This is a genomic window from Stenotrophomonas thermophila, assembly GCF_001499715.1.
GTDB lineage: Bacteria > Pseudomonadota > Gammaproteobacteria > Xanthomonadales > Xanthomonadaceae > Stenotrophomonas > Stenotrophomonas hibiscicola.
This window is the reverse complement of sequence record NZ_CVIW01000010.1, coordinates 1-23,659: the sequence shown is the minus strand read 5'-3', so window position 1 is coordinate 23,659 and position 23,659 is coordinate 1. Positions and strand designations below refer to the sequence as shown.

Genomic DNA, 23,659 nt, shown 5'->3' with positions numbered 1-23,659 from the left:
CCCGGCCGCTCAGCTGGCAGAAAGGGAAAAGGCCACGCGGACGTGGCCCTCCCTTCTCTGCCAAGGCGCTGCGGGCTTAGACGCCCATCGCCTTCTGTGCCTGCCGGGCCTGCTCCTGCTGGGCATCCTGCTGCTGGTGCAGCACGTTTGGGGCGCCCTGCACGGCACCACTGCTGAGCGCCAGGCTCTGCTCGCTGGCGGCACGGGTCTCCACCGCCACGCGGCTGGCCGCCGGGTCACCGATCGTGCCCTGCACGGCGAACAGGCGCTCACCGTTCGGGCTCGGCACCACCGTGTCGATGCGTTGCAGGCCGGCGGCATGCGCCTCCTTGGTCAGGGCCGCGGCGGCGCTTTCCAGCGCGTGGCGATCCTTGAAGGTACCTGCCGGCAGCCGCTCCAGGCCTTCGGTGGCCTGCAGGTACATCGGATTGCGTGGGTGCCGCTCGTCGTTCAGCAAGGGTCGTTCGCGTGCTTCCTTGATTGCTTCCAGCGTCTTCGGACCGACGATGCCGTCGACGACCAGGCCGTTGTCCTTCTGCAGCTGGCGCACTGCCGCGTCGGTGTTGCGGCCGAAGCGGCCATCCTCGACCAGTGGCTTGCCGTCGGCGCCGACGTAGCCCAGGTGGCCCAGCTGCTCCTGCACCTTGCGCACGCCCTCGCTGTGTGCGCCCTGCTTGTACAGTTCGGCGTGCGGCGTGGCGGCCGCCTTGTGCTCGGCGTTGGCCTTGCCCTGGGTCTGCTCGTGCGATTGGGTGCGGTTTTCCAGCAGGTCACGGGCCTTGGACAATGGATCGGACGCGAACAGCTTCCAGTGCGGGTGGTCCTTCACCTGCTTGAGGTAGTCCTCCACCGGCATGGTGTGCACGCCCTTGCTGCCGGTGGACTGGCTGATCAGCAGCTTGTCGGTGTTCGGGTCGCGCACCACCATCACGATGTGGTCGATGCCGTTCCAGTGTTCATGGCGGGTCCTGGCCGTATCCAGGCCGATGATCATGCCTTCCTTCAGCGCACCGGGCTTGAGGATCGCGTCGCGGTCAAGCAGCACGCCGGACTGGTCGAATGCCTTGCGCACGATGCCGCCGGAACCCAGGTTGCCCAGGTCGATGCGATCGGCCTTGCTGAACACCGCATGCCCGGCCTTCTGGTTGATCTCGTCCATGGTCCGGTTCTGCAGCGTGCCGACCCAGCCGGAGCAATCGATGTAACCCTGGTCCACGTTCTTTCCGGTCTTGCCCGGTACGTACAGCGCGTGGCCCGGAATGTTGATGGCGTACTTCACATCGTCGTACTTCACGCCGGCCTCGTAGGCGGCCTGCAGTTCGATGCCCGGTTTCGGCGCGGCAGCGGCTGTTGCGGTTGCCGCCAGCGTGGCAGCACCGGCCGCCACGGCTGCGCTGGCCTGTGCAGGCGCGGCCGGGGCCTGGCCCTGGCCCTGCGCCACCGCCTGCGGTTCGATGTTCTTTTCCGGGATGCTGATCGCTGCGTACTTGTGGATGTAGTAGCTGGAGAAGGCCCGTGCCAGGTCGCCATCGTTCATGCCGCGCATTTCGGCCAGGCTGTGGCCGGTCAGCGCCTTCGCGTCCGACCCGATCTGGTTCAGCACGTTGCGGCGCATGTTGATCTCGTCGCCGTGGCTGTTGCGGACCACGCCGAAGGTGCCGGTGGCAATGGCGGTCTGCACCGAGCCATAGCCGGCACTGCCCTGCTGGTGGGCCAGGTACAGGTCCAGCCCGGTCGGCGTACTGCCGCCGGACAGGTACGGGTGGCCGGTGCGCTCGTTGCGGCGTGCCATCGAGTCCAGGTTGTCCTGGTACATCTGCGCGGCCGCTTCGGTGTTGCGGGTGGGGTCGAACTCGTGGCCGGTCAGGTGGTACTGGCGTGCGGACCCGGGCACGAACTGGAACAGGCCCTTGGCGCCGGATGACGCGTTGTGGGCGCGCTCGTTGAACGTGCCACCGGTCTCGATGTACGCGAAGCGCATGAAGTCGTCGACCGGAATGCTCTTCTGCCTGGCGACCTGCTCGACGATGTCCAGGACTTCCTTTCTGCTGTAGTCATGCTGTGCCATGACGTTTTTCCTCGGGGTTGATGGAGCGGCGCATGCCGCGAATCGCCAACCGGACTCATCCGTGAGTCAAGAACATGTCGGTCAACAGGGAACCCGCGCGTGGCGGGTGCTTTCAGCGCGCGAGGTACTGCTGGGTCGCGCTGTCGAAGGTGTAGTGCACGGTGTCGCCGGCACCCAGGGTGCGGGTCCTGCCGGGGCCTTCGAGGGTGGTGCCCTTGAAGGTCACGGTCAGTCGCGGCAGGCCGTTGCCGTTGGCAGCGAAGGCCAGTTCGCCGTCGCTGCCGGTGCAGGGCATCACGTTGCCTTCGTCGCAGGCGGCGCTGTTGTCTTCGCCTGTGCGCACCGTACCGACATAGCGCCAGACCTTGCTGTCCACGTCGTCTTCGCTGCGCCTGGGGTTGAACAGCAGCAGTGCATAGCCGGTGCTGCTGATGCCGCGGTCGAAGCTGCTGGTCGGCACCGCCAGCAGCAGGCGGCCGTCGACGGTGCGATGTTCAAGCGGCTTGCGCCGGGTATCGACGTCGTCGGCCTTGTCGTACGCGCCCAGTGCGCCGATGGTCCATTCCTGGCCACGGAACTTCCACGGCTTCTTCGCGTCGGTGCCGGCCAGCACGAAGGTGGCCTCGGCGAGGTTGGCGCGGTCGTCCGGACCGGCCTGCGTCTGCTCGCCAGGCTTGCCGTAGTGCTCGCGGGTATCCCAGGAGAAACCCGTGTAATACGTGGTGCCGTCGAGGGTGAAGGTATGGCCGAACCAGAAGGTCGCCACGCTGCCGTTCTGGACCTCATAGGAGGTCGCGCCATCGCCATCCACTTGATAGGTGAAATACATCACGGTCGGCGCGTCGGGCGGGGCAACGGCGGTGTCGGGAGAGGTGTTCTGCATCGTGGCAACATCCTGTCGGGGCGCATTGGCAGCCTGCGCAGGGGCGCCGGGCTGGGAGGACGAGGGGACCGGATCGGCGGCGCTGCAGGCGGCAGCGGAAAGAGAGACGAGCAGGCACGCCGCGAATGCGCGCAGAGGCCGCAACGGCAGGGTCCAGCGTAGCTTGGGGGGATGTTGCATGCGCCTCTCCATGGTCAGCGTTGCCGGGCCAGACGGCCGGCAGGGAACCGCGCCACGTCCACCAGGGACGGGAGCGAGGACATGAGCCGGTCGATTCCTTCGACCTCGCATTGGGAACTCATGCCCCACCATCTTGGCACAGATCGGCGGCCCGTCAAAGAGGGCAGTGCCAGATGCCCTTCTTGTGCGATCTGGCTCTCAGATCTTGCCGTCGCGCAGGTAATCGAACAGCTCGGCGTCGCCCTTCAGGCCCAGTTTGAGCATGGCATCACCTTTCTGCCGGCTGATGGTGCTGACGCTCTTGTGCAGCTGAAGCGAGATTTCCTTCACGGTCATGCCGGTGCCGAGCAGCCGCAGCACCTCCACCTCGCGTGGCGACAGCGGCTTGCCGTCACCCTCGCGCATGCGCCAGCTGCCGGCAGCCTCGACCCGCTCGCGCAGGCTGCGGCTGATGTAGGGCTGGCCGCGGTAGACCGACTGGATGGCCTGCGGCAGCTCGTCCATCGACGAACTCTTGTCGACCAGGCCGAGCACGCCGCTGTCGAGCACCATGCGCAGGATCGCCAGATTGCTGGAGACGCTGAGCATCAGCACCGGCAGGTCTGGATGACGGCGGCGGATCATGCCGATCATGGCGAAGCCGTCGGCCTGCGGGCTGCCCGGCATGGAGTAGTCGGTCACCAGCAGGTCGCAGGGCTGGCTGCCGAGCAGGGCCATCAGCGCCTGCGCGCTGTCGGCTTCGCCGACCACGCGGCCCACCCCGCTCGATTCGATGACGGCGCGGGTACCGATACGGACCACCGGGTGGTCGTCTGCGATGATGATGCGCAAGCTCATGCTCTAGTATGGCCACCGGGCTGGCTGGGCCGCGACCATCGCGGTCCCTGGCAGGATTCTAGGAGATCGACGCCGATGCGTAGCTGGGCTGTTCGCGGGCTGGTCCTGCTGCTGGTCGTACTGGCGCTGCCGGCAGCGTTGGCGCAGGCGGTGCCCGGGCCGTTGCCGCTCAGCCCCCTGCAGCGCGAGTACCTGGCCGCCCATCCGAGCATCGTCGTGGGTCAGTATGACAGTGGCTGGCCACCGTTCGAGTCCCTCCGTGATGGCCAACAGGTTGGCCTGGGTCCGGATTATCTGTCGCTTCTTGCCCGTCAGTTGGGCGTGAAGGTGGAGGCAAGGCGCTACTCCGACTGGACATCCGTGCTGGATGCGGCATGTCGTGGCGAGATTGATGTGGTGATGAACGTCGGGCTCAGTGCCGACCGCACCCGCTGCATGGTCTACACCGCCGCCTATGGCGAGGCCCCGCTGGCCCTGGTGGGGCGCCCGGATGACCTGCGTGCCTCCGACAATCCCGATCTGGACGGACTGCGGGTGGTGATCGAGCAGGACTTCCTGACCGGGCCCCAGGTGCGCGCCCGCTTTCCGCATGCGCGCCAGCTTGTCGCAAACAACTCGTTGGCGGCCTTGGAGATGGTCAGAGACGACAAGGCCGACGTTTACATCGGCAATGCCTATGTGGCCACCGAACTGATCGCCCGCGAGGACCTGCAGGGCGTCGTGCTGCTGCGCCCCAGCGATCTCCCGCCGGAGCGACTGCACTTCGGCATTCCCAACGGCAAGCAGCCACTGGCCGAAGCGCTGGACCTGGCGCTGGCCGCGACCAGCCAGGCCCAGCGCGATGCGCTGGCGCAGCGCTGGCTGCCACCTCCGCGGTGGTCGGCATCGGCACAGCTGGCGCTGAGCCAGGCCGAGAAGCGGGTACTGGAGCAACCGTTGAGGATTGGCTTCGCGCCGAACGCGGCGCCACTGTCGTTCGCCGACCAGGATGGCAACCCCAGCGGCCTGGCCAGCGAATACCTGCGCCGCCTGCTGCAGGCCGGCGCCAACCTGCAGGTGGAAAACAGCCATGACTGGTACGAAGTGCGCGAGAAGGCGCGCCGCGGCGAGCTGCAGGCGGTAATGGGCATTCCGGCCGATTCGCGCTACCTGGGCCCGGACTGGGTGTTCAGCCAGCCCTTCATCAGCGTGCCGAACGTGATCGTCAGCCGGCGCGACAGCCCGGCGCTGCTGGGCCTGTCAGACCTGCAGGGCAAGCGGGTGCTGCTGTCCGATCCGGAGCGCGTGCGTGGTTATGTGCTGCAGCAGGCACCGCAGGCCCGGATCATCGCAGCGCGCAGCGCGGAACAGGCCCTGCAGCGCCTGATCAATGGCGACGCCGACGCCTATATAGGCAATCTGGCCGTGGTGGACCACCTGCTGCGCAACCGCTTCCCGGGGCGCCTGCAGGTGGCCGCACCGGCCGGCTTCAACGATCAGCTGGTGCTGGCTGTCGAGCGTCGCCATGCCGCCCTGGCCACCACCTTCGACCGCCTGCTGCTGCAGATGACCCCACGCAAGCGCGAAGCCCTGCGCGGCGACTGGCTGGCCGTCGAATACCGCAACGGCCTCGAGTGGACCCGCGTGGCGCGCTGGGGCGTGCCGCTGCTGCTGGTGCTGCTTACCGCGCTGCTGGTGCACGCCATCGGGCATTGGCGGCTGCGCCGTGAGGTAGCCGGGCGTCGCCATCTGGAACAGCGCCTGGCCGAAGTCACCGACAACCTGCCCGCCGTGGTCTATCAGGCACGCCGTGCGGCTGACGGAACCCTCAGTTTCCCGTTCATTGCCGGTGACCTGCAGGCGTTGTTCGGGATCAGCCGGCAGCAGGCCGAACAGGATGCAACCTGCCTGCTGGAGCGCATCGAGGAAGATGACCGCGAGCACATCCTGCATGCGGTCGAGCAGGCGGCGCGGCAGTTCGCGCCGCTCATTCTTGAGTTCCGGCTGCGTCCTGAAGGCACCGGCGCGCGCTGGGTGCGCAGCCAGGCCCATCCCTATGCTGCGGAAGCGGGCGCGGTGATCTGGAGTGGTTACTGGGTGGACGTCAGCGAGGCGCGTGCGCAGGCCGAGGCCCTGACTGCGGCCAAGGCAGAGGCCGAACAGGCCGCGGAGGCGAAGTCGCGTTTCCTGGCAACCATGAGCCATGAGATCCGCACGCCGATGAGCGGCGTGCTGGGCATGCTTGAGGTGCTGGCCCATTCGCCGCTGGATGCCGAGCAGCAGCGCATTCTCAACGTGATCGAGGATTCCGCGCAGATGCTGCGGCAGATCCTCGACGATATTCTCGATTACTCGCGGCTGGAGGCCGGCGCACTGCGCCTGGAACCGGTGCCGCAGCCGCTGCGGCCCTTGCTGGAGAGCGTGTGCCGGTTGCTGTCGGCGCAGGCCAGTGCACGTGGGCTGGACCTGCACGTGCAGATCGACCCACAGCTGGCAGCGGCGCACGAAGTGGATGGCGTGCGCCTGCGCCAGATCGTGTTCAACCTGCTCAGCAACGCCATCAAGTTCACCGTGCGCGGCGAAGTGCGGTTGCAGCTGGAAGTGCTGGGGCCGACCGCCGAAGACGGCAGCCAGCCGCTGTGCCTGAGCGTCACCGACACCGGCATCGGAATCGCGCCGGAACAGTTGCAGCACCTGTTTGCGCCGTTCACCCAGGCCGGTGCATACATCCAGCGTGACCATGGTGGTACCGGCTTGGGCCTGAGCATCTGCCAGCGCCTGGTGCAGATGATGGACGGCGAACTGGAGCTGCACAGCACGCTGGGCGAGGGTACCCGCGCCGAGGTGCGGCTGTCGCTGGTGGAAGCCGGCCGTGGCGATGTTGAAGCGCTTGCCGCCGAGGAGGAACAGGCGGCGCTCCTGCCGCCGGCGTTGCGCGAGGCACGCGTGCTGGTGATCGAAGATCATCCGACCAACCAGGCGATGATGGCCTGGCGCCTGCAGCAGCTGGGTGTGCCGCATGTGCTGGTCGGCGATGGCCAGCAGGGGCTGGACCGGTTGGCGTCGGAGCCGTTCGATCTGGTCATCACCGATTGCCGGATGCCGGTGCTGGATGGCTTCGCCTTCACCCGCCTGCTGCGCGAACGCGAGGGTCGCAACGGCCAGCCGCGGCTGACCGTACTGGCGCTCACCGCCAGCGTACTGGACGACGATGCACGGCGCTGTCGCGAGGCCGGCATGGACGAAGTACTGTCCAAGCCGCTGTCGCTGGCAACCCTGCGCGCCGCGCTGCTGCGCTGGTTGCCGCAGGCGCAGGGACTATCGGTTGTGGAGCCGCAGGCCGGACCCGCTGCCGACGATGGCGGGACGCTGCCTGATCTGGCCAGCCTGCAGCGGCGGTTCGGCTCACGCGTGGTGGCCGAGCAGCTGCGCGACAGCCTGTTGCAGGCCAGCGAGGGCGATCTGGCGACCGTGCAATGCGCCGTGCAGGCCGGCGACCGCGAAACCGCGGCGCTGCACCTGCATCGCCTGGCCGGCGGCATGGGTGCGGTTGGGGCGACGGTGCTGGCCGGGCAGGCCAACGCACTGGTCGAGCGCCTGCAGGATGCGGGCGAGACCGATCCGGCACCGGTGTTCGCCGCCGTAACGGCGTTCGTGGCACGGCTGCAGCACCAGCTGCAGCGATTGGCTCACTGAGCCGACTGCTGTTGCAGGTAGGCGATCACCAGCGCGCGGCGTTCGGCGCTGGGAAAGGCGTTGTACATGCGGGTGCCGGGCACCACGTGGGTGGGCGACTGCAGGAAGGCATCCAGGGTCTGCGCGCTCCAGGTGATGTCGGCGCGGCGCATGCCCTCGGAATAGCCGTAGTCGGGCAAGCTGCCGGCGCGGCGGCCGATCACGCCATGCAGGTTCGGCCCGAAGCGGTGGATGCCGCCGGGCTGCACGGTGTGGCAACCGGCGCACAGTTCGAACGCGCGCTGCATGGCCTGCTGCCGGGCCTGTTCGGGCGTGGCGGGCGCAGCAGGCGGGCGCTGGCAGGCCGTGGCGAGCAGGGACACGGCAATGGCAATGAGCAGGCGGTCGGCGCGCATGGGCGGCAGGATAGCGGTGCGGTCGAGCCGCCGGGCTGCGACACGCGGTCGCAGCCCGGGGCGATCACATGCCCGAGTAGTTCGGGCCGCCGCCGCCCTGCGGGGTCACCCACACGATGTTCTGGGTGGGGTCCTTGATGTCGCAGGTCTTGCAGTGCACGCAGTTCTGCGCGTTGATCTGCAGGCGCGCGCTGTCGGCTTCGCCGACGAACTCGTACACGCCGGCCGGGCAGTAGCGCGCTTCCGGACCGGCGTACTCGGCCAGGTTCACCTTCACCGGAATGCTCGGGTCCTTCAGCGTGAGGTGGCTGGGCTGGTTCTCGTCGTGGTTGGTGCTGCTCAGGAACACCGAGCTGAGGCGGTCGAAGGTCAGCACGCCATCCGGCTTCGGGTAGGCAATGCGGGTGTGCTTGGCCGCCGGCTCCAGGCAGGCATGATCCGGCTGGGTGCGATGCAGGGTCCACGGCGGGTTGCGCACGCCCAGTTTGGGCAGCAGCCACTGCTCCACGCCGGTCATCAGCGTGGCCACGGTCTGGCCCTTCTTGAACCACTGCTTGAAGTTCTTGGCCTGCTGCAGTTCGGTGAACAGCCAGCTGGCTTCGAACGCCTTAGGGTAGGCGCTCAGTTCATCGTGCTGGCGATCAGCAGCCAGCGCGTCGAACGCGGCGTCGGCGCACAGCATGCCGGTCTTGATTGCGGCGTGGCTGCCCTTGATGCGGCTGGCGTTGAGGTAACCGGCCTCGCAGCCGACCAGCGCGCCCCCGGGGAACACCGTCTTCGGCAGCGACAGCAGGCCACCGGCGGTGATCGCACGGGCGCCGTAACCGATGCGGGTGCCGCCCTCCAGGTGCTTGCGGATGGAGGGATGGGTCTTGAAACGCTGGAACTCCTCGAACGGGCTCAGCCATGGGTTCCTGTAGTCCAGGCCGACCACGTAGCCGATGGCGACCTTGCCGCCGTCGGCGTGGTACAGAAACGCGCCGCCGTAGGTGTCGCTGTCCAGCGGCCAGCCGGCCGCATGCACCACCAGCCCCGGCTCATGCCTGGCCGGGTCGATCTGCCACAGTTCCTTGATGCCGATGCCGTAGGCCTGCGGGTCCTTGCCTTCGTCCAGTTTGTAGCGGGCGATCAGCTGGCGGCCGAGGTGGCCGCGCGCGCCTTCGGCGAAGACCGTGTACCTGGCGTGCAGCGCCATGCCGCGCTCGAAGGCCGGGCCGATGCTGCCGTCCTTCTCGATGCCCATGTCGCCGGTGGCCACGCCGATCACTTCACCGTTGTCGCCGAACAGCACTTCGGCGGCGGCAAAGCCCGGGAAGATCGCCACTTCCAGCGCCTCGGCCTGCTGCGCCAGCCAGCGGGTCAATTCGCCCAGGCTGATGATGTAGTTGCCTTCGTTGTGGAAGCACTCCGGCAGCAGCGCGTTGGGCGTGCTGCGTGCGCCGGTCTCGCTGAGGAACAGGAATTCGTCGCGGGTGACCTTCTGCTTCAGCGGTGCGCCGCGTTCGGCCCAGTCCGGGAACAGTTCGGTCAGTGCGCGCGGGTCCATCACCGCACCGGAGAGCACGTGCGCGCCCGGTTCGGAGCCCTTTTCCAGCACGCACACCGACAGCTCGCGGCCGGCTTCGATCGCGCGCTGGCGCAGGCGGATCGCGGTGGCCAGGCCGGCAGGACCGGCGCCGACGATCACCACGTCGAACTCCATTACTTCACGCGGGGGCAGGGCGTTGGCTTCAGCGCTCATCGATTGCATGACTCGTGGGTAGGGCCGGCATCGGGGCCACCGGCGGTGCCTGGGAATCGCGCGTGCGGCCACGGGCGAAACGGTTGTTTGAATGTGTCAGGGTACCGGGACGCGCGTGATCGAGCTAGATAGACGCCGTTCACCGCACGATTGCTGCAGCGCAGCGTAGTGCCTCAGCCCTGGTGGTGGGCCAACCCTGGTCGGCACGCGCTGCCCGGATGACCGACAATGGCCGGGTCCTGACTGCGTGTGAGTGCCATGGCTTTGCATCCGTACGATCTGTTCGATGTCCGTTCCCTGCTCAATGAGGAAGAGCGTGCGGTGCAGGAGAGTGTCGCCCGCTTCACCGACGAGCGCGTGCTGCCGATCATCGGCGATGCCTTCGACCAGGCCCGTTTTCCGTCTGAACTGGTGCCGGAGATCGCGTCACTGGGCCTGCTCGGCGCAACGCTGCCGACCGAGTACGGCGGCGGTGGCCTCGGCGCGGTGAGCTATGGCCTGATCTGCCAGGAGCTGGAGCGCGGCGATTCCGGCCTGCGCAGCTTCGTGTCGGTGCAGAGCTCGCTGTGCATGTACCCGATCTACGCTTACGGCAGCGAAGAGCAGCGCCAGCAGTGGCTGCCGGCGATGGCACGCGGCGAACTGATCGGCTGTTTCGGCCTGACTGAAGCGCACGGTGGTTCCGATCCGGCCAGCATGAAGACCCGCGCGGTGCGCGACGGCAATGACTGGCGCATCAGCGGCAGCAAGATGTGGATCACCAGCGGCCCGGTGGCCGACCTGGCCATCGTCTGGGCGCAGACCGAGGACGGCATCCAGGGCTTCGTGCTGGAGAAGGGCATGGCCGGCTTCACCACGCAGGAAATCAAGCACAAGATGAGCCTGCGCGCCTCGCTCACTGGCGCGCTGTTCTTCGATGACGTGCGCGTGCCCGACAGCCACCGCCTGCCGAACGTGAAGGGCCTGAAGGGGCCGCTGGGCTGCCTGACCCAGGCCCGCTATGGCATCAGCTGGGGCCCGATCGGTGCGGCCATCGCCTGCCTGGATGAGGCGCTGGGCTACGCCAAGGAGCGCGTGCTGTTCGGCCGCCCGTTGGCGGCCACGCAGAGCGCGCAGATCAAGCTGGCCGAGATGGCCCGCCGCATCACCACCGCACAGCTGCTGGCGCTGCAGCTGGGCCGCCTGAAGGAAGCCGGCCAGCTGCAGCCGCAGCAGGTCAGCCTGGCCAAGTGGAACAACTGCCGCATGGCCATCGACATCGCCCGCGAGTGTCGCGATCTGCTCGGTGGGGCTGGCATCACCACCGAGCATGTGGCGATCCGGCATGCGTTGAACCTGGAATCGGTGATCACCTATGAAGGCACCGAGACCGTGCACCAGCTGGTGATCGGCCGCGAGCTGACCGGCATCAACGCGTTCTGAGTGCACCGGTAGTGCCGGCCGCTGGCCGGCATTGTCCAGTAGCGTATTCGCAGGCGAGCGATCGGTGTGCCGAACCGCGCACCGGACCGCGATGGGTTCAAGGACAGCCTGTACCGCGCGGCTGTCGGGTCCGCCTTGAAGCGAGCCGAGCACCGCAGGTCCGGCGGGGGCGAAGAGGCGCGGGTGTCTGAGCGCAGCGAGTTCCGCGCCGTCCCCCGGCGGGCCGAGGAGCGTAGGGTACCGGTGCGCAGCACCGGCTCGCGGATGGCGGCGCGTTTCTTTTGGTTACTTTTCTTTCCGCGCGGAAAGAAAAGTAACGCCCATGAACGCATGCGCCCGCCACAGCAACAATCAGGCAGAAGAGAGGCGCGTGGCGCTACGCGCCGCCGGCAAACCCATGCTGCCGCCACGCCTCGTACATCACCACCGCAACGGTGTTGGAAAGATTGAGGCTGCGGTTGCCCGGCCGCATCGGCAGGGGCAGGCGGCGGCCGTCGGGCAGGGCATCGAGCACGTCCTGCGGCAGGCCACGGCTTTCCGGCCCGAACAGGAAGGCATCGCCCTCTTCAAAGGCCACGCTGTCGTAGCGCACGCTGGCGCGGGTACTGAGTGCGAACAACCGATTCGGTGCGATCCGCGCCAGCGCGGTGTCCAGGTCGGGGTGCACCTGCAGGCGTGAATACTCGTGGTAGTCCAGCCCGGCGCGCTTGAGCTGCTTGTCTTCCAGTGCGAAGCCAAGCGGCTCGACCAGGTGCAGCTGCGCGCCGGTGTTGGCACAGAGCCGGATCACATTGCCGGTGTTGGGCGGGATTTCCGGTTGGAACAGGATCACGTGGAACTGGGGCGCGGCATTCATCGGCGCAGTGTACCTGCGACGGCGGCCGCCTTTACGGCGCACGCCCTGCGCGAGGCAGGGCGGCACCGGTTACGGACGCAGCAGGACCTGGGCGGTTTCGGTGGCCAGGGCCTGCAGGTCGGCGGCGCTCGGACGCACCTGCAGGGCCGGCAGGTTGACGATGACCGAGTTGGCGACGTTGGTGGCGGCGGCAGCCAGGGTCGCGGCGTAGCGCTGGGCTTCCAGCTCGGCGGCCAGGGCGACGCGCTGTTCCAGGCTCGGGCGCACTTCCACCGAGGCCAGGGTGGTGATCGGCATCGCGGCCGCAACCGGGGCGGCGACGTAGCCGTTGCGCTCGGCCAGCTGGTCGGCGCTCGGGCGCACTTCCACGGTGGCCAGGGTCGGGATGCCGCTGGCCTGTTCCCAGGCCTGCTGGGCCAGCTGGTCGGCGGCAGGGCGGACCTGCACGGTGGACAGCGTCTTGATGGATTCGGAGGCCTGCACCGACGAAACAACCGCGGTGCCGGCAATCAGGGCGATGGCGATGGCAATGGTCTTGGCGTTCATGACGGGGCCTGTTTAGTGTTAGTGATCAGTGGTGTGGTAGTAAGGTAGTACACCAATTCTGGGCGTGCAAGGAAAATTTCCGATTTCCTGCATTTGTTCAGTCTTCAGTCAGCTTTCGTCTGAAGCCCTTCCTGGCGCAGGAATTACCAAGCAATCCGCGTGCCAACTTTTAGTTATTGATTTAGAAGGAGTTTGTTCGGATAGAGAAGTGTCCGGTGGGCGGACACCTGTCCATTCCTCGGGCCGCGGACACTGTCCGGGCGTTGCCTGCGGGCGCTTGTGACCGCCCCTCCCGGGCCGCAAAGCAGGGGTGGAGGGGCAAGGAGGCAAACACCCCCAGTGACTGCTGGCCGATTCCGGCCGTTGCGCGCGCACGCTAGGATCGGGGTTCACCTATGTGACCAAGGATCCGGATATGTCTCTCGCCCTTCGCCCGCGCACTGCGCTGCTGGCCGTTGCCCTCAGCACCGCCCTGGGCACGCTTGTGCCTTCCCATGCGCTGGCGGCAAAGCCGGCCGCACCGGCCAAGGTCGATATCCCGTATGAGCAGTTCACCCTGCCCAACGGCCTGCGCGTGATCGTGCACACCGATCGCAAGGCGCCGATCGTCGCGGTCAACGTCTGGTATCACGTCGGCAGCAAGGACGAACCGGCCGGCCGCACCGGCTTCGCGCACCTGTTCGAACACCTGATGTTCCAGGGCAGCGAAAACCACGACGGCGAGTTCTTCGAGCCGTTCAAGCAGGTCGGCGCCACCAACCAGAACGGCACCACCAATACCGACCGCACCAACTACTTCGAGAACGTGCCCACCACTGCGCTGGACATGGCGCTGTGGATGGAATCGGACCGCATGGGCCATCTGGTCGGTGCGATCGACCAGGCGGCGCTGGACGAGCAGCGTGGCGTGGTGCAGAACGAGAAGCGCCAAGGCGAGAACCAGCCCTACGGCCAGGCCTGGGACCAGCTCAACAAGGCGCTGTATCCGGTGGGCCACCCGTACCACCACGGCGTGATCGGTTCGATGAACGATCTGAACGCGGCGTCGCTGGACGACGTGAAGACCTGGTTCCGCACCTGGTACGGCCCGAACAACGCGGTGCTGGTACTGGCCGGCGACATCGACCTGGCCACCGCCAAGGAAAAGGTCTCCAGGTACTTCGGCAGCATCCCGGCCGGCCCGACCATGGCGCAGCCGGCGGTGAACGTGGCCAAGCGCAGCGCCGATACGCGCGAGACGATGACCGACAAGGTGCCGCAGGCGCGTATCTACCGCGCCTGGAACGTGCCGCAGGTCGGCACCACCGAGGTCGATCAGCTGCAGCTGTTCGCGCAGGTGCTGGGCGGTGCCAAGTCCTCGCGCCTGAGCCAGCGCCTGCAGCACCAGGACAAGCTGGTGGACAGCATTGCTGCCGGACTCTCTACCTCGCAGCTGGGCTCCAACTTCGTGATCATGGCCACGGTCAAGCAGGGCCAGGACCCGGCCAAGGTCGAGAAGATCATCGACGAGGAGTTGGACCGGCTGATCAAGCAGGGCCCGACCGCCGCAGAACTGGAGCGCGCCAAGACCGGCGCCCGCGCCGGCTTCATCCGCGGCATCGAGCGCATCGGTGGCTTCGGCGGCAAGGCCGACGCCCTTGCAGAATGTGCGGTGTTCACCGGCGACCCGGGCTGCTTCCGCACCTCGCTGGCCAACATCGAGAAGGCCAGTGCCGCCGATCTGAGCCGGCTCGGCGCACAGTGGCTGGACAAGGGCAGCCACACCCTGGTGATCGCACCGGGTGAGCGCGTGGCGCTGAAGGAAGATCCGAGCCAGGCGCCGAAGCCGTTCACCGTGCCAGCGGTGGACCCGAAGTACAGCACGCTGCCGGAGCAGGTCGACCGCAAGGCCGGCGTGCCGCAGACCCGCGAGTTCCCGCAGTTGAAGTTCCCGGCGCTGCAGCGCGCGACACTGAAGAACGGTACCCAGGTGATCCTGGCCGAGCGCCATGAGATTCCGGTGGTGCAGTTCAGCTACCAGTTCCCGGGCGGCTTCAGTGCCGACCAGGGCCGCAAACCGGGCACCGCCAACTTCACCATGAGCCTGATGACCGAGGGTGCCGGCAAGCTCGGCTCGCTGGCCTTCGCCGATGCGGCGGATGCGCTGGGCGCCAGCCTGGATGCCTCGGCCGGCCTGGACTCGATGAGCGTGGACCTGTCGGCGCTGAAGGAAAACCTGGTGCCGTCGCTGGCGCTGTACCGCGACCTGCTGCGCGAACCGCGCTTCGAGCAGGGCGAGATCGACCGGGTCAAGGCGAGCTGGATCGCGGGCATCCAGCAGGAGAAGGTCAACCCGGGTGCGGTGGCGATGCGCGTGCTGCCCCCGCTGCTGTACGGCAAGGGCCACCCGTATGCCATTCCGTTCACCGGCAGCGGCGACGAGGCGGCGATCAACGGCCTGACCCGCGAGGACCTGGTCGACTTCCATCACGACTGGCTGCGCCCGCAGAACGGCACCCTGATCGTGGTCGGCGACACCACCCTGGCCGAGATCGTGCCGCTGCTGGACAAGCGGCTGGGCGACTGGAAGGCTGCCGGCGATGCCCCGCAGGTGAAGGCGGCCACCGACGTGGCGCTGCCGAAGGGCCCGCGCGTGTTCCTGATCGACCAGCCGGGCGCGGTGCAGGCCAACCTGTTCGCCGGCCAGGTGGTGGCACCTTCCAGCGCCACCAGCTCGACCCGCTTCGACATCGCCAACGGTGTGATCGGCGGCGACTTCACCTCGCGCCTGAACATGAACCTGCGTGAAGACAAGCACTGGTCGTACGGTGCGCGCAGCAGCGCGGTCAATTCGGTGGGCCAGCGCCCGTGGATGGCCAGCGCGCCGGTGCAGATCGACAAGACCGGCCCGGCACTGGCGGAAATGCGCAAGGAAATCGCCGCGTTCGCCGATGGCAGCAAGCCGGCCACCGCTGCCGAGGTCAACCGCATCCGCAATATCCAGACCCTGAGCCTGCCCGGTGCCTACGAGACCGCCAGCGCGGTGGCCTCGACCATCGGCTCGATCGTGCAGTTCAAGCGCCCGGACGACTACGTGCTGCGTCGCAAGGCCGAGATCGAGGCGATGACCCCGGCGCAGGTGCAGCAGGCCGCCGCCGAGATCAAGCCGCAGGCGCTGACCTGGGTGGTGGTGGGTGATCTCAAGCAGACCGAAGCGGCCGTGCGCGCCTTGAACCTGGGCGAAGTGACCGTGATCGATGCCGAAGGCAACCCGGTCAAGAAATAAGGGATGTGCCTGCCCGCCACGGCGGGCAGGTCTCCCGTGGTAGCGCCGGGCCATGCCCGGCGGCTTTCCGGCGGCCAGCCATGCCGCGCTGTGCGCTCGCCAGGCATGGCCCGGCGCTACCTGGGCTCCGCCCCGGCTACCCCCGATTCAGGCTGTTCAGGCAGAATCCCTCCATACCCTTCCAGGATCTGCCCATGCGCGTTCTGCTGCTTTCCTCCCTGCTGCTCACCGTCACCGCCTGTACCTGGGTGCCGATCGAACCGGCCGGCAAGGCGACCCGCGTGCTGCCGGCAGGCCCGGTTCCCGCTGGCTGCATCGCCAAGGGCGAGGTGGTGGTGACTGTGAAGAGCAAGGTCGGCTTCTACAACCGCAACCCGCTGCGCGTGCAGGAAGAGCTGGAAACCCTGGCCCGCAACGAGGCCCCGAGCGCCGGCGCCAATGCCGTGCAGGCCGCCGCGGCCCCGGCCGATGGCAGCCAGCGCTTCGCCGCATTCCAGTGCCCGCCGCGCTGAACGCTTCACCATACGGCCAAGGCTGAATTCGTAAAGATGCGGTGAAGGCCCGGGGGTTATAGAATAGCGCCCCCTTTTGCCTGAGCCTTGGCGCTAACCTCGATGCTCTTCAAGAATGTCTCGATCGCCGGCCTGGCACACGTCGACGCACCGCATACGCTGACCACCAAGGAAATCAACGAACGCCTGCAGCCGACGTTGGATCGCCTGGGCATCCGCACCGACGTGCTCGGCGATATCGCCGGCATCCACGCGCGCCGCCTGTGGGACAACGGCGTGCTGGCGTCCGACGCTGCCACCATGGCCGGCCGCAAGGCGCTGGAAGACGCTGGAATCGATGCGACGCAGGTGGGCCTGCTGGTCAATACCTCGGTCAGCCGCGACTACCTGGAGCCGTCCACCGCCTCCATCGTGTCGGGCAACCTCGGCGTCAGCGACGAATGCATGACCTTCGACGTCGCCAACGCCTGCCTGGCCTTCATCAACGGCATGGATATCGCCGCGCGCATGATCGAGCGCGGCGACATCGACTACGCGCTGGTGGTGGACGGCGAGACCGCCAACCTGGTGTACGAGAAGACCCTGGAGCGCATGACCGCCCCGGACGTCACCGCTGACGATTTCCGCAACGAGCTGGCGGCCCTGACCACCGGTTCGGGTGCCGCGGCGATGGTGATGGCGCGCTCGGAGCTGGTGCCGGACGCGCCGCGCTACAAGGGTGGCGTCACCCGCTCGGCGACCGAGTGGAACCAGCTGTGCCTGGGCAACCTGGACCGCATGGTCACCGACACCCGCCTGCTGCTGATCGAAGGCATCAAGCTGGCACAGAAGACCTTCACCGCCGCCAAGATCGCACTCGGCTGGGCCGTGGAAGAGCTGGACCAGTTCGTGATCCACCAGGTGAGCCAGCCGCACACCGCTGCGTTCATCAAGAACTTCGGCATCGACCCGAAGAAGGTCATGACCATCTTCGGCGAGCACGGCAACATCGGGCCGGCCTCGGTGCCGATCGTGCTGAGCAAGCTCAAGCAGCTGGGCAAGCTGAAGAAGGGTGATCGCATCGCGCTTCTGGGCATTGGTTCCGGCCTGAACTGTTCGATGGCTGAAGTGGTCTGGTAAGCAGCCCGCTGCCCGACCTCCTGTAGAGCCGAGCCATGCTCGGCTCACGCGCACAGCGCGGTTCTTCCGCGGCCTGACCGGAGAGCCGCCGAGCATGGCTCGGCGCTACACCGCGCCGCGATTCTTCCAAGGTGCTCCGCATGCGCGATCTTCCCGGTTACCCCGCCCACCCGCAGCGCTTCGAAGTGCGCCCGGGCCTGTCGATGAACTATCTCGACGAAGGCCCGCGCGACGGCGAGGTGGTGGTGATGGTGCACGGCAATCCGTCGTGGAGCTATTACTGGCGCACGCTGGTGGCGGGCCTGTCGGACATCTACCGCTGCATCGTGCCGGACCACATCGGCATGGGCCTGTCGGACAAGCCCGATGACAGCCGCTACGAGTACACGCTGCAGTCGCGCGTGGACGACCTCGATGCGCTGCTCAAACACCTGGGCATCACCGGACCGGTGACCCTGGCCGTGCACGACTGGGGCGGCATGATCGGTTTCGGCTGGGCGCTGTCGCACCACGACCAGGTCAAGCGCCTGGTGGTGCTCAATACCGCTGCATTCCCGATGCCGGCGGCGAAGAAGATGCCGTGGCAGATCGCGCTGGGCCGTCACTGGAAGATTGGCGAGTGGATCATCCGCACCTTCAACGCGTTCTCCTCCGGTGCCTCGTGGCTGGGCGTGGAGCGGAAGATGCCGGCCGACGTGCGCCGCGCCTACGTGTCGCCTTACAACAGCTGGGCCAACCGCATCAGCACCATCCGCTTCATGCAGGACATCCCGCTGTCGCCGGCCGACAAGGCGTGGTCGCTGCTGGAGCGTGCCGGCAAGGCGCTGCCGTCGTTCGCCGACCGGCCGGCCTTCCTCGGCTGGGGCCTGCGCGACTTCGTGTTCGACCACCACTTCCTGAAGGGCTTCCAAGCCGCGCTGCCGCGGGCCCAGGTACATGCGTTCGAGGACGCCGGCCACTACGTGCTGGAAGACAAGCACGAAGTGCTGGTGCCGGAGATCCGCGCGTTCCTTGACGCGAACCCGATCTGATCGGTGTGCCGACCAACGGTCGGCACCCACCCCTTCCTCTTCCGGTGGGTGCCGACCGTTGGTCGGCACACCCGAAGGGTTGATGAGGTTGCCGGCCAGCGGCCGGCACTACCATTACGCGGCGACCGGCGCCTGCGGCGGCGAGGAAGGGCTGTTGCCGTTGTCGTCCGGATGGTCGTCGTCATTGTCGGCGTCATCGCGCCAGCGCCAGTCGGCCGGCGTCAACGGATCCAGGCCATAGGCGATGCGCGCCTTGTCGCACTGCGGGCTGGCCTTGCCATACTCCCACGATGCATCCACCTCGCGGCACACGCTGGGCCGGTTGGGGTGGATGGTGCAGCGTGAATACACGCCGATCTGCGCATCCAGCGCGACGCAGCGCACCGGCTTGGAATGGGTGCCGCGCATGCACAGGCGATGCGGGTCCAGCACCTCGGTAAGCTGGTGCGGCACGCCGCCGGGGGTGACCTCGTCCGATTCCATCCAGTGGAAGGCCACGCGGTATTGGGTGCAGCAGGCGCCGCAGGTCATGCAGGGATGTTGCATGGGCAAGCCGCCTCGGGCGGCAGTCGGAATCGGGAACGAGGGTGCGGATTTTCCACGAAGTCGGCCGCCGCGCAAGAAATTCCGTAAGCGGCGACAATGAACAGATGAACCGACCCTGCAACATTGCCGCGCGCCTGCCTGAACTGGCGCGTGAACGCCCCGATCAGATCGCCATCCGCTGCCCGGGCCGCCGAGGCGCCGGCAACGGCATGGCCGCCTACGACGTCACCCTCGATTACCGCCAGCTTGACGCCCGCAGTGACGCCATGGCCGCCGGCCTGGCTGGCTACGGGATCGGCCGCGGGGTGCGCACGGTGGTGATGGTGCGGCCCTCGCCGGAGTTCTTCCTGTTGATGTTCGCCCTGTTCAAGCTGGGCGCGGTGCCAGTGCTGGTCGATCCGGGCATCGACAAGCGCGCGCTGAAACAGTGTCTGGACGAGGCGCAGCCGGAAGCCTTCATCGGCATTCCGCTGGCCCATGTGGCGCGGCTGGTGCTGCGCTGGGCGCCGTCGGCGGCGCGCCTGGTGACCGTCGGCCGCCGCCTCGGCTGGGGCGGAACCACCCTGGCCGCGCTGGAGCGCGCCGGCGCCAACGGTGGGCCGATGCTGGCCGCCACCGATGGCGAGGACATGGCGGCGATCCTGTTCACCAGCGGCTCCACCGGCGTGCCCAAGGGCGTGGTCTACCGCCATCGCCACTTCGTCGGGCAGATCCAGCTGCTGGGCAGCGCCTTCGGCATGGAAGCGGGCGGGGTGGACCTGCCGACCTTCCCGCCGTTCGCGCTGTTCGATCCGGCGCTGGGCCTGACCTCGGTGATCCCGGACATGGACCCGACCCGGCCGGCGCAGGCCGACCCGGCGCGCCTGCACGACGCCATCCAGCGTTTCGGCGTGACCCAGTTGTTCGGCTCGCCGGCGCTGATGCGGGTGCTGGCGAAGCATGGCCGGCCGCTGCCGACGGTGACCCGGGTGACCTCGGCCGGTGCGCCGGTGCCGCCGGACGTGGTCGCCACCATCCGCAGCCTGCTGCCGGCCGATGCGCAGTTCTGGACGCCGTATGGCGCCACCGAGTGCCTGCCGGTGGCGGTGGTCGAGGGCCGCGAGCTGGAGCGCACCCGTGCTGCTACCGAAGCAGGTGCCGGTACCTGCGTGGGCAGCGTGGTTGAGCCGAACGAGGTGCGCATCATCGCCATCGATGACGCGCCGCTGCCGGACTGGTCGCAGGCACGCGTGCTGGCCACCGGCGAGGTCGGCGAGATCACCGTAGCCGGGCCGACCGCCACCGACAGTTATTTCAACCGCCCGCAGGCCACGGCGGCGGCAAAGATCCACGAGACGCTGGCCGATGGCAGCACCCGCGTGGTGCATCGCATGGGCGACGTCGGTTACTTCGATGCGCAGGGCCGCCTGTGGTTCTGCGGGCGCAAGACGCAGCGCGTGGAGACCGAGCGCGGTCCGCTGTACACCGAACAGGTCGAGCCGGTGTTCAACACCGTGGCCGGGGTGGCGCGCACGGCGCTGGTCGGTGTCGGCGCCCCGGGTGCACAGGTGCCGGTGCTGTGCGTGGAACTGCAGCGTGGGCAGGCAGACAGCCCGGCGCTGCAGGAAGCGCTGCGTGCGCATGCCGCAGCGCGCACGCCTGAGGCCGGCGTGCAGCACTTCCTGGTGCATCCGGCGTTCCCCGTCGATATCCGTCACAACGCCAAGATCGGCCGCGAGAAGCTCGCCGTCTGGGCCAGCGCCGAACTGGAGAAGCGCGCATGAAGATCCTGGTCACCGGTGGTGGTGGTTTCCTTGGCCAGGCGCTGTGCCGCGGGCTGGTCGAACGTGGCCACCAGGTACTGGCGTTCAACCGCAGCCATTACCCGGAGCTGCAGGTGATGGGCGTGGGCCAGATCCGTGGCGACCTGGCCGACCCGCAGGCGGTCCTGCATGCAGTGGCCGGCGTCGATGCGGTATTCCACAACGGTGCCAAGGCCGGCGCGTGGGGCAGCTATGACAGCTACCACCAAGCCAATGTGGTCGGCACCGACAACGTCATCGCAGCCTGCCGCGCGCACCGCATCGGCAGGCTGGTCTACACCTCCACGCCCAGCGTGACGCACCGTGCCACCCATCCGGTGGAAGGCCTGGGCGCCGATGAAGTGCCTTACGGCGAAGATTTCCAGGCACCGTATGCGGCGACCAAGGCGATTGCCGAACAGCGCGTGCTGGCCGCCAACGACGCCTCGCTGGCGACGGTGGCGCTGCGCCCGCGCCTGATCTGGGGCCCGGGCGACCAGCAGCTGGTGCCGCGCCTGGCCGAACGTGCACGGCAGGGCCGCCTGCGCCTGGTGGGTGATGGCAACAACAAGGTGGATACCACCTACATCGACAACGCCGCGCTCGCACACTTTCTCGCCTTCGAGGCACTGGCGCCGGGTGCCGCGTGTGCGGGCAAGGCCTACTTCATTTCCAACGGCGAACCGCTGCCGATGCGCGAGCTGGTCAACAAGCTGCTGGCCGCTGTGGGTGCGCCGGCGGTGGACAAGGCGATCAGCTTCAAGACCGCTTACCGCATCGGTGCGGTCTGCGAGCGCCTGTGGCCGCTGCTGCGCCTGCGCGGCGAGCCGCCATTGACCCGCTTCCTGGCCGAGCAGCTGTGCACGCCGCACTGGTACAGCATGGCGCCGGCACGCCGTGACTTCGGCTACGTGCCGCAGGTCAGCATCGAAGAGGGGCTGCGCAGGCTGAAGGCTTCATCTGCTGCATAGATCGCCGTCACTGGTTGCACACCGCAGGATCGGGAGGATGGACCCACGCCATCCAAGGCTCGACCACCCGCGAGGAGCGCCATGCTGCACTACGCCATCATCTTCTTTGTCATCGCCATCATCGCCGCCGTTCTGGGTTTCTCCGGCATTGCCGGCGCCGCAACGAACATCGCTTGGATCCTGTTCGTGGTGTTCCTGATCCTTGCGGTGATCTCGATGTTCCGCAAGCGCGGCTAGAGGGCCGCAGGGTAGTGCCGGCCGCCGGCCGGCACTGCTCTTTCCGGTGGGTGCCGACCGTTGGTCGGCACCCACCTTTGTAGAGTCGAGCGTGCTCGACTGCTTCTCGTGAGTCGAGCATGGCTCGACTCTACAGAGGATCATCGAGCATGGCTCGACGCTACACACAGCGCCGCTACACGGCGCTGTGCAATCCGCGATCGGCTTCATGGCGCTCCAGCGCCAGTTCGATCAGCCGCGTGATCAGCGTGGTGTAGTCCACACCGCTGGCGCCCCACAGCTTCGGGTACATGCTGATGCGGGTGAAGCCCGGCAGCGTGTTGACCTCATTGATGACTATCTCACCGTCTGCGGTGAGGAACACATCCACGCGCGCCATGCCCGCACACTCCAGCGCCTGGTAGGCCCGCAGCGCGGTCTGCTGGATCCGCGCCTGGGTTGCAGCATCGATATCCGCCGGCACCACCACCTCGGCACCATCGGCGTTGATGTACTTGGTGTCGTAGGCGTAGAACTCGTCGTGCACCACCACCTCGCCGCACAGGCTGGCCTGCGGATGTTCGTTGCCCAGCACCGCGCACTCGATCTCGCGGCCGACCACCGCCGATTCCACCAGCACCTTGTGGTCGTAGCGCAGCGCCAATGCCAGCGCCTCGGCGAAGCCCGCTGCATCCTTGACCTTGCTCACCCCCACCGACGAACCCTGGTTGGCCGGCTTCACGAACAGCGGCAGGCCGAGCTGCGCGATCACTGCATCGACATCGACGTCAGCGGCCTGGTGACGCCTGATGCACAGCCACGGCGCAACCTTCAGCCCGGCGTCGCGCAGCAGGCGCTTGGTCACGTCCTTGTCCATCGCCACCGCCGAGCCCAGCACCGGCGAACCGACGAAGGGCAGGTTGGCCATGCGCAGCAGCCCCTGCAGCGCACCGTCCTCGCCCAGCGGCCCGTGCACGATCGGCAGCACCACATCGATCTGGCCCAGCGCGCTGGTCGCATCGGAGGGCTGCAGCTGTGCCTGTTCCACACCCGGGCGCACCGCCAGCGACGTACCGGACCGATGCAGCGCGATGCGCGACGGATCATCGGCATTGATCAGGAAGGTATCCGGCTGGCTCAGATGCCACTGGCCCTGCTTGTCGATACCGACCAGCACCGGCTCGAAGCGCTCGCGATCAAGCGCATCGAGGATGTTCTTCGCCGACTGCAGCGAAACTTCGTGCTCGGAAGACTTGCCCCCGAAAATGATGCCGACCCGGGTCCGTGCCATGGTGTTGCGATGTCCTGTGCGTTGCGTGGCCTCTTAGCATGAACCTTCATCGGCCCTCCGCGTGAGGCACAGATGAACCAGAAATCCATCCACACATGGCGTGGATCTACCGTGTCGACCAAGGTCGACACCCACCACAGCAACACAGAAAGCCGCACTGACAGCAGCGGGAAACTGTCGAAGGCGGGGTGGGTCCGGTTGTGGGGGTGTCCGCGGCATGGATGCCGCGGCCAAGCCCCCACGGACGGGTTTACGGCGTCCCCCGCAACCGGACCCATCCCGCCAACCCACGGAATGCCCGCTGTTGCTGTTGCTTCGGCTATT

At 67.5% G+C, this 23,659-nt stretch carries 18 protein-coding genes; 9 read left to right on the top strand and 9 right to left on the bottom strand.

The genetic code is table 11. The features are described from left to right. Window positions 1-76: 76 nt before the first annotated feature. The 3 genes from BN1263_RS06035 to BN1263_RS06025 form a co-directional block, all read right to left on the bottom strand. The gene (locus BN1263_RS06035) at window positions 77-2,068 is read right to left on the bottom strand and encodes a peptidoglycan-binding protein (RefSeq protein ID WP_058980196.1); all 1,992 of its coding nucleotides are present in this window, start codon (window positions 2,066-2,068) and stop codon (window positions 77-79) included. Between the two features lie 112 nt (window positions 2,069-2,180). Continuing rightward, window positions 2,181-2,951 (bottom strand): hypothetical protein, encoded by a 771-nt coding sequence (locus tag BN1263_RS06030; RefSeq protein WP_058980194.1) that lies wholly within the window; start codon window positions 2,949-2,951, stop codon window positions 2,181-2,183. 378 nt (window positions 2,952-3,329) lie between these two features. Then, entirely contained in the window at window positions 3,330-3,968 is a 639-nt protein-coding gene (locus tag BN1263_RS06025; RefSeq protein WP_019661903.1) for a response regulator, read from the bottom strand. Window positions 3,969-4,043: 75 nt separating this feature from the next. Here BN1263_RS06025 and BN1263_RS06020 point away from each other — a divergent pair, with 75 nt between their 5' ends. Beyond that, on the top strand, window positions 4,044-7,643 hold the full coding sequence (locus BN1263_RS06020) for an ATP-binding protein (RefSeq protein WP_058980192.1): 3,600 nt from the start codon (window positions 4,044-4,046) through the stop codon (window positions 7,641-7,643). On the opposite strand, the gene BN1263_RS06015 is transcribed toward BN1263_RS06020, so the two are convergent. Both BN1263_RS06015 and BN1263_RS06010 read right to left on the bottom strand, forming a co-directional pair. Then, the gene (locus tag BN1263_RS06015; RefSeq protein ID WP_021202094.1) at window positions 7,637-8,038 is read right to left on the bottom strand and encodes a c-type cytochrome; all 402 of its coding nucleotides are present in this window, start codon (window positions 8,036-8,038) and stop codon (window positions 7,637-7,639) included. The genes BN1263_RS06020 and BN1263_RS06015 overlap by 7 nt on opposite strands. Window positions 8,039-8,102: 64 nt before the next feature. Next, a complete protein-coding gene (locus BN1263_RS06010; protein ID WP_058980190.1) occupies window positions 8,103-9,779 on the bottom strand; it encodes an electron transfer flavoprotein-ubiquinone oxidoreductase in 1,677 nt (558 codons plus the stop codon). Window positions 9,780-10,037: 258 nt separating this feature from the next. On the opposite strand from BN1263_RS06010, the gene BN1263_RS06005 reads away from it, so the two are divergent. After that, on the top strand, window positions 10,038-11,201 hold the full coding sequence (locus BN1263_RS06005) for an acyl-CoA dehydrogenase family protein (protein ID WP_058980188.1): 1,164 nt from the start codon (window positions 10,038-10,040) through the stop codon (window positions 11,199-11,201). A 376-nt stretch (window positions 11,202-11,577) separates the two neighbouring features. Here BN1263_RS06005 and BN1263_RS06000 read toward each other — a convergent pair whose 3' ends face one another. Both BN1263_RS06000 and BN1263_RS05995 read right to left on the bottom strand, forming a co-directional pair. Further along, window positions 11,578-12,057 carry a tRNA (cytidine(34)-2'-O)-methyltransferase gene (locus BN1263_RS06000; RefSeq protein WP_058980186.1) on the bottom strand — a complete coding sequence of 160 codons (480 nt, stop codon included), beginning with the start codon at window positions 12,055-12,057 and terminating at the stop codon, window positions 11,578-11,580. Between the two features lie 69 nt (window positions 12,058-12,126). Further along, entirely contained in the window at window positions 12,127-12,603 is a 477-nt protein-coding gene (locus tag BN1263_RS05995) for an XAC0231 family protein (protein ID WP_014035556.1), read from the bottom strand. Between the two features lie 415 nt (window positions 12,604-13,018). On the opposite strand from BN1263_RS05995, the gene BN1263_RS05990 reads away from it, so the two are divergent. The 4 genes from BN1263_RS05990 (at window position 13,019) to BN1263_RS05975 (ending at window position 18,530) form a co-directional block, all read left to right on the top strand. Continuing rightward, window positions 13,019-15,868, top strand: a complete 2,850-nt coding sequence (locus BN1263_RS05990; protein ID WP_058980184.1) for a M16 family metallopeptidase — start codon at window positions 13,019-13,021, stop codon at window positions 15,866-15,868. A 194-nt stretch (window positions 15,869-16,062) separates the two neighbouring features. Next, entirely contained in the window at window positions 16,063-16,380 is a 318-nt protein-coding gene (locus BN1263_RS05985; RefSeq protein ID WP_005407628.1) for a DUF4156 domain-containing protein, read from the top strand. Window positions 16,381-16,482: 102 nt separating this feature from the next. Beyond that, window positions 16,483-17,499, top strand: coding sequence for a 3-oxoacyl-ACP synthase III (locus BN1263_RS05980; protein WP_014035559.1), 1,017 nt, complete (start codon window positions 16,483-16,485; stop codon window positions 17,497-17,499). A 140-nt stretch (window positions 17,500-17,639) separates the two neighbouring features. Continuing rightward, window positions 17,640-18,530, top strand: coding sequence for an alpha/beta fold hydrolase (locus BN1263_RS05975; RefSeq protein WP_058980183.1), 891 nt, complete (start codon window positions 17,640-17,642; stop codon window positions 18,528-18,530). Window positions 18,531-18,644: 114 nt separating this feature from the next. On the opposite strand, the gene BN1263_RS05970 is transcribed toward BN1263_RS05975, so the two are convergent. Continuing rightward, on the bottom strand, window positions 18,645-19,076 hold the full coding sequence (locus BN1263_RS05970) for a YkgJ family cysteine cluster protein (RefSeq protein WP_005407630.1): 432 nt from the start codon (window positions 19,074-19,076) through the stop codon (window positions 18,645-18,647). A 104-nt stretch (window positions 19,077-19,180) separates the two neighbouring features. On the opposite strand from BN1263_RS05970, the gene oleC reads away from it, so the two are divergent. From oleC to BN1263_RS20015, 3 genes are all read left to right on the top strand, one after another. Beyond that, window positions 19,181-20,839 carry an olefin beta-lactone synthetase gene (gene oleC, locus BN1263_RS05965; protein ID WP_058980181.1) on the top strand — a complete coding sequence of 553 codons (1,659 nt, stop codon included), beginning with the start codon at window positions 19,181-19,183 and terminating at the stop codon, window positions 20,837-20,839. Next, window positions 20,836-21,828 carry a 2-alkyl-3-oxoalkanoate reductase gene (gene oleD / locus BN1263_RS05960; RefSeq protein WP_058980179.1) on the top strand — a complete coding sequence of 331 codons (993 nt, stop codon included), beginning with the start codon at window positions 20,836-20,838 and terminating at the stop codon, window positions 21,826-21,828. Before oleC ends, oleD begins: the two co-directional genes overlap by 4 nt. An 81-nt stretch (window positions 21,829-21,909) precedes the next feature. After that, window positions 21,910-22,065: a DUF1328 domain-containing protein gene (locus BN1263_RS20015; RefSeq protein ID WP_005407633.1), complete on the top strand. Its 156-nt coding sequence runs from the start codon at window positions 21,910-21,912 to the stop codon at window positions 22,063-22,065. A gap of 175 nt (window positions 22,066-22,240) precedes the next feature. Here the strand turns inward: BN1263_RS20015 and ddlA are convergent, their stop codons facing one another. Then, window positions 22,241-23,335, bottom strand: a complete 1,095-nt coding sequence (gene ddlA / locus BN1263_RS05955) for a D-alanine--D-alanine ligase (RefSeq protein ID WP_058980178.1) — start codon at window positions 23,333-23,335, stop codon at window positions 22,241-22,243. Between the last annotated feature and the right edge of the window lie 324 nt (window positions 23,336-23,659).

Excerpts from the sequence above, each read along its gene's own strand:
- BN1263_RS06035 (WP_058980196.1), bottom strand. The coding sequence starts at position 2,068 with ATGGCACAGCATGACTACAGCAGAAAGGAAGTCCTGGACATCGTCGAG.
- BN1263_RS06025 (WP_019661903.1), bottom strand. The coding sequence starts at position 3,968 with ATGAGCTTGCGCATCATCATCGCAGACGACCACCCGGTGGTCCGTATC.
- BN1263_RS05975 (WP_058980183.1), top strand. The coding sequence starts at position 17,640 with ATGCGCGATCTTCCCGGTTACCCCGCCCACCCGCAGCGCTTCGAAGTG.
- oleD (WP_058980179.1), top strand. The coding sequence starts at position 20,836 with ATGAAGATCCTGGTCACCGGTGGTGGTGGTTTCCTTGGCCAGGCGCTG.
- BN1263_RS05970 (WP_005407630.1), bottom strand. The coding sequence starts at position 19,076 with ATGCAACATCCCTGCATGACCTGCGGCGCCTGCTGCACCCAATACCGC.
- oleC (WP_058980181.1), top strand. The coding sequence starts at position 19,181 with ATGAACCGACCCTGCAACATTGCCGCGCGCCTGCCTGAACTGGCGCGT.
- BN1263_RS05980 (WP_014035559.1), top strand. The coding sequence starts at position 16,483 with ATGCTCTTCAAGAATGTCTCGATCGCCGGCCTGGCACACGTCGACGCA.
- ddlA (WP_058980178.1), bottom strand. The coding sequence starts at position 23,335 with ATGGCACGGACCCGGGTCGGCATCATTTTCGGGGGCAAGTCTTCCGAG.
- BN1263_RS06010 (WP_058980190.1), bottom strand. The coding sequence starts at position 9,779 with ATGAGCGCTGAAGCCAACGCCCTGCCCCCGCGTGAAGTAATGGAGTTC.
- BN1263_RS05990 (WP_058980184.1), top strand. The coding sequence starts at position 13,019 with ATGTCTCTCGCCCTTCGCCCGCGCACTGCGCTGCTGGCCGTTGCCCTC.
- BN1263_RS06020 (WP_058980192.1), top strand. The coding sequence starts at position 4,044 with ATGCGTAGCTGGGCTGTTCGCGGGCTGGTCCTGCTGCTGGTCGTACTG.
- BN1263_RS05995 (WP_014035556.1), bottom strand. The coding sequence starts at position 12,603 with ATGAACGCCAAGACCATTGCCATCGCCATCGCCCTGATTGCCGGCACC.
- BN1263_RS20015 (WP_005407633.1), top strand. The coding sequence starts at position 21,910 with ATGCTGCACTACGCCATCATCTTCTTTGTCATCGCCATCATCGCCGCC.
- BN1263_RS05985 (WP_005407628.1), top strand. The coding sequence starts at position 16,063 with ATGCGCGTTCTGCTGCTTTCCTCCCTGCTGCTCACCGTCACCGCCTGT.
- BN1263_RS06030 (WP_058980194.1), bottom strand. The coding sequence starts at position 2,951 with ATGCAGAACACCTCTCCCGACACCGCCGTTGCCCCGCCCGACGCGCCG.
- BN1263_RS06000 (WP_058980186.1), bottom strand. The coding sequence starts at position 12,057 with ATGAATGCCGCGCCCCAGTTCCACGTGATCCTGTTCCAACCGGAAATC.
- BN1263_RS06015 (WP_021202094.1), bottom strand. The coding sequence starts at position 8,038 with ATGCGCGCCGACCGCCTGCTCATTGCCATTGCCGTGTCCCTGCTCGCC.
- BN1263_RS06005 (WP_058980188.1), top strand. The coding sequence starts at position 10,038 with ATGGCTTTGCATCCGTACGATCTGTTCGATGTCCGTTCCCTGCTCAAT.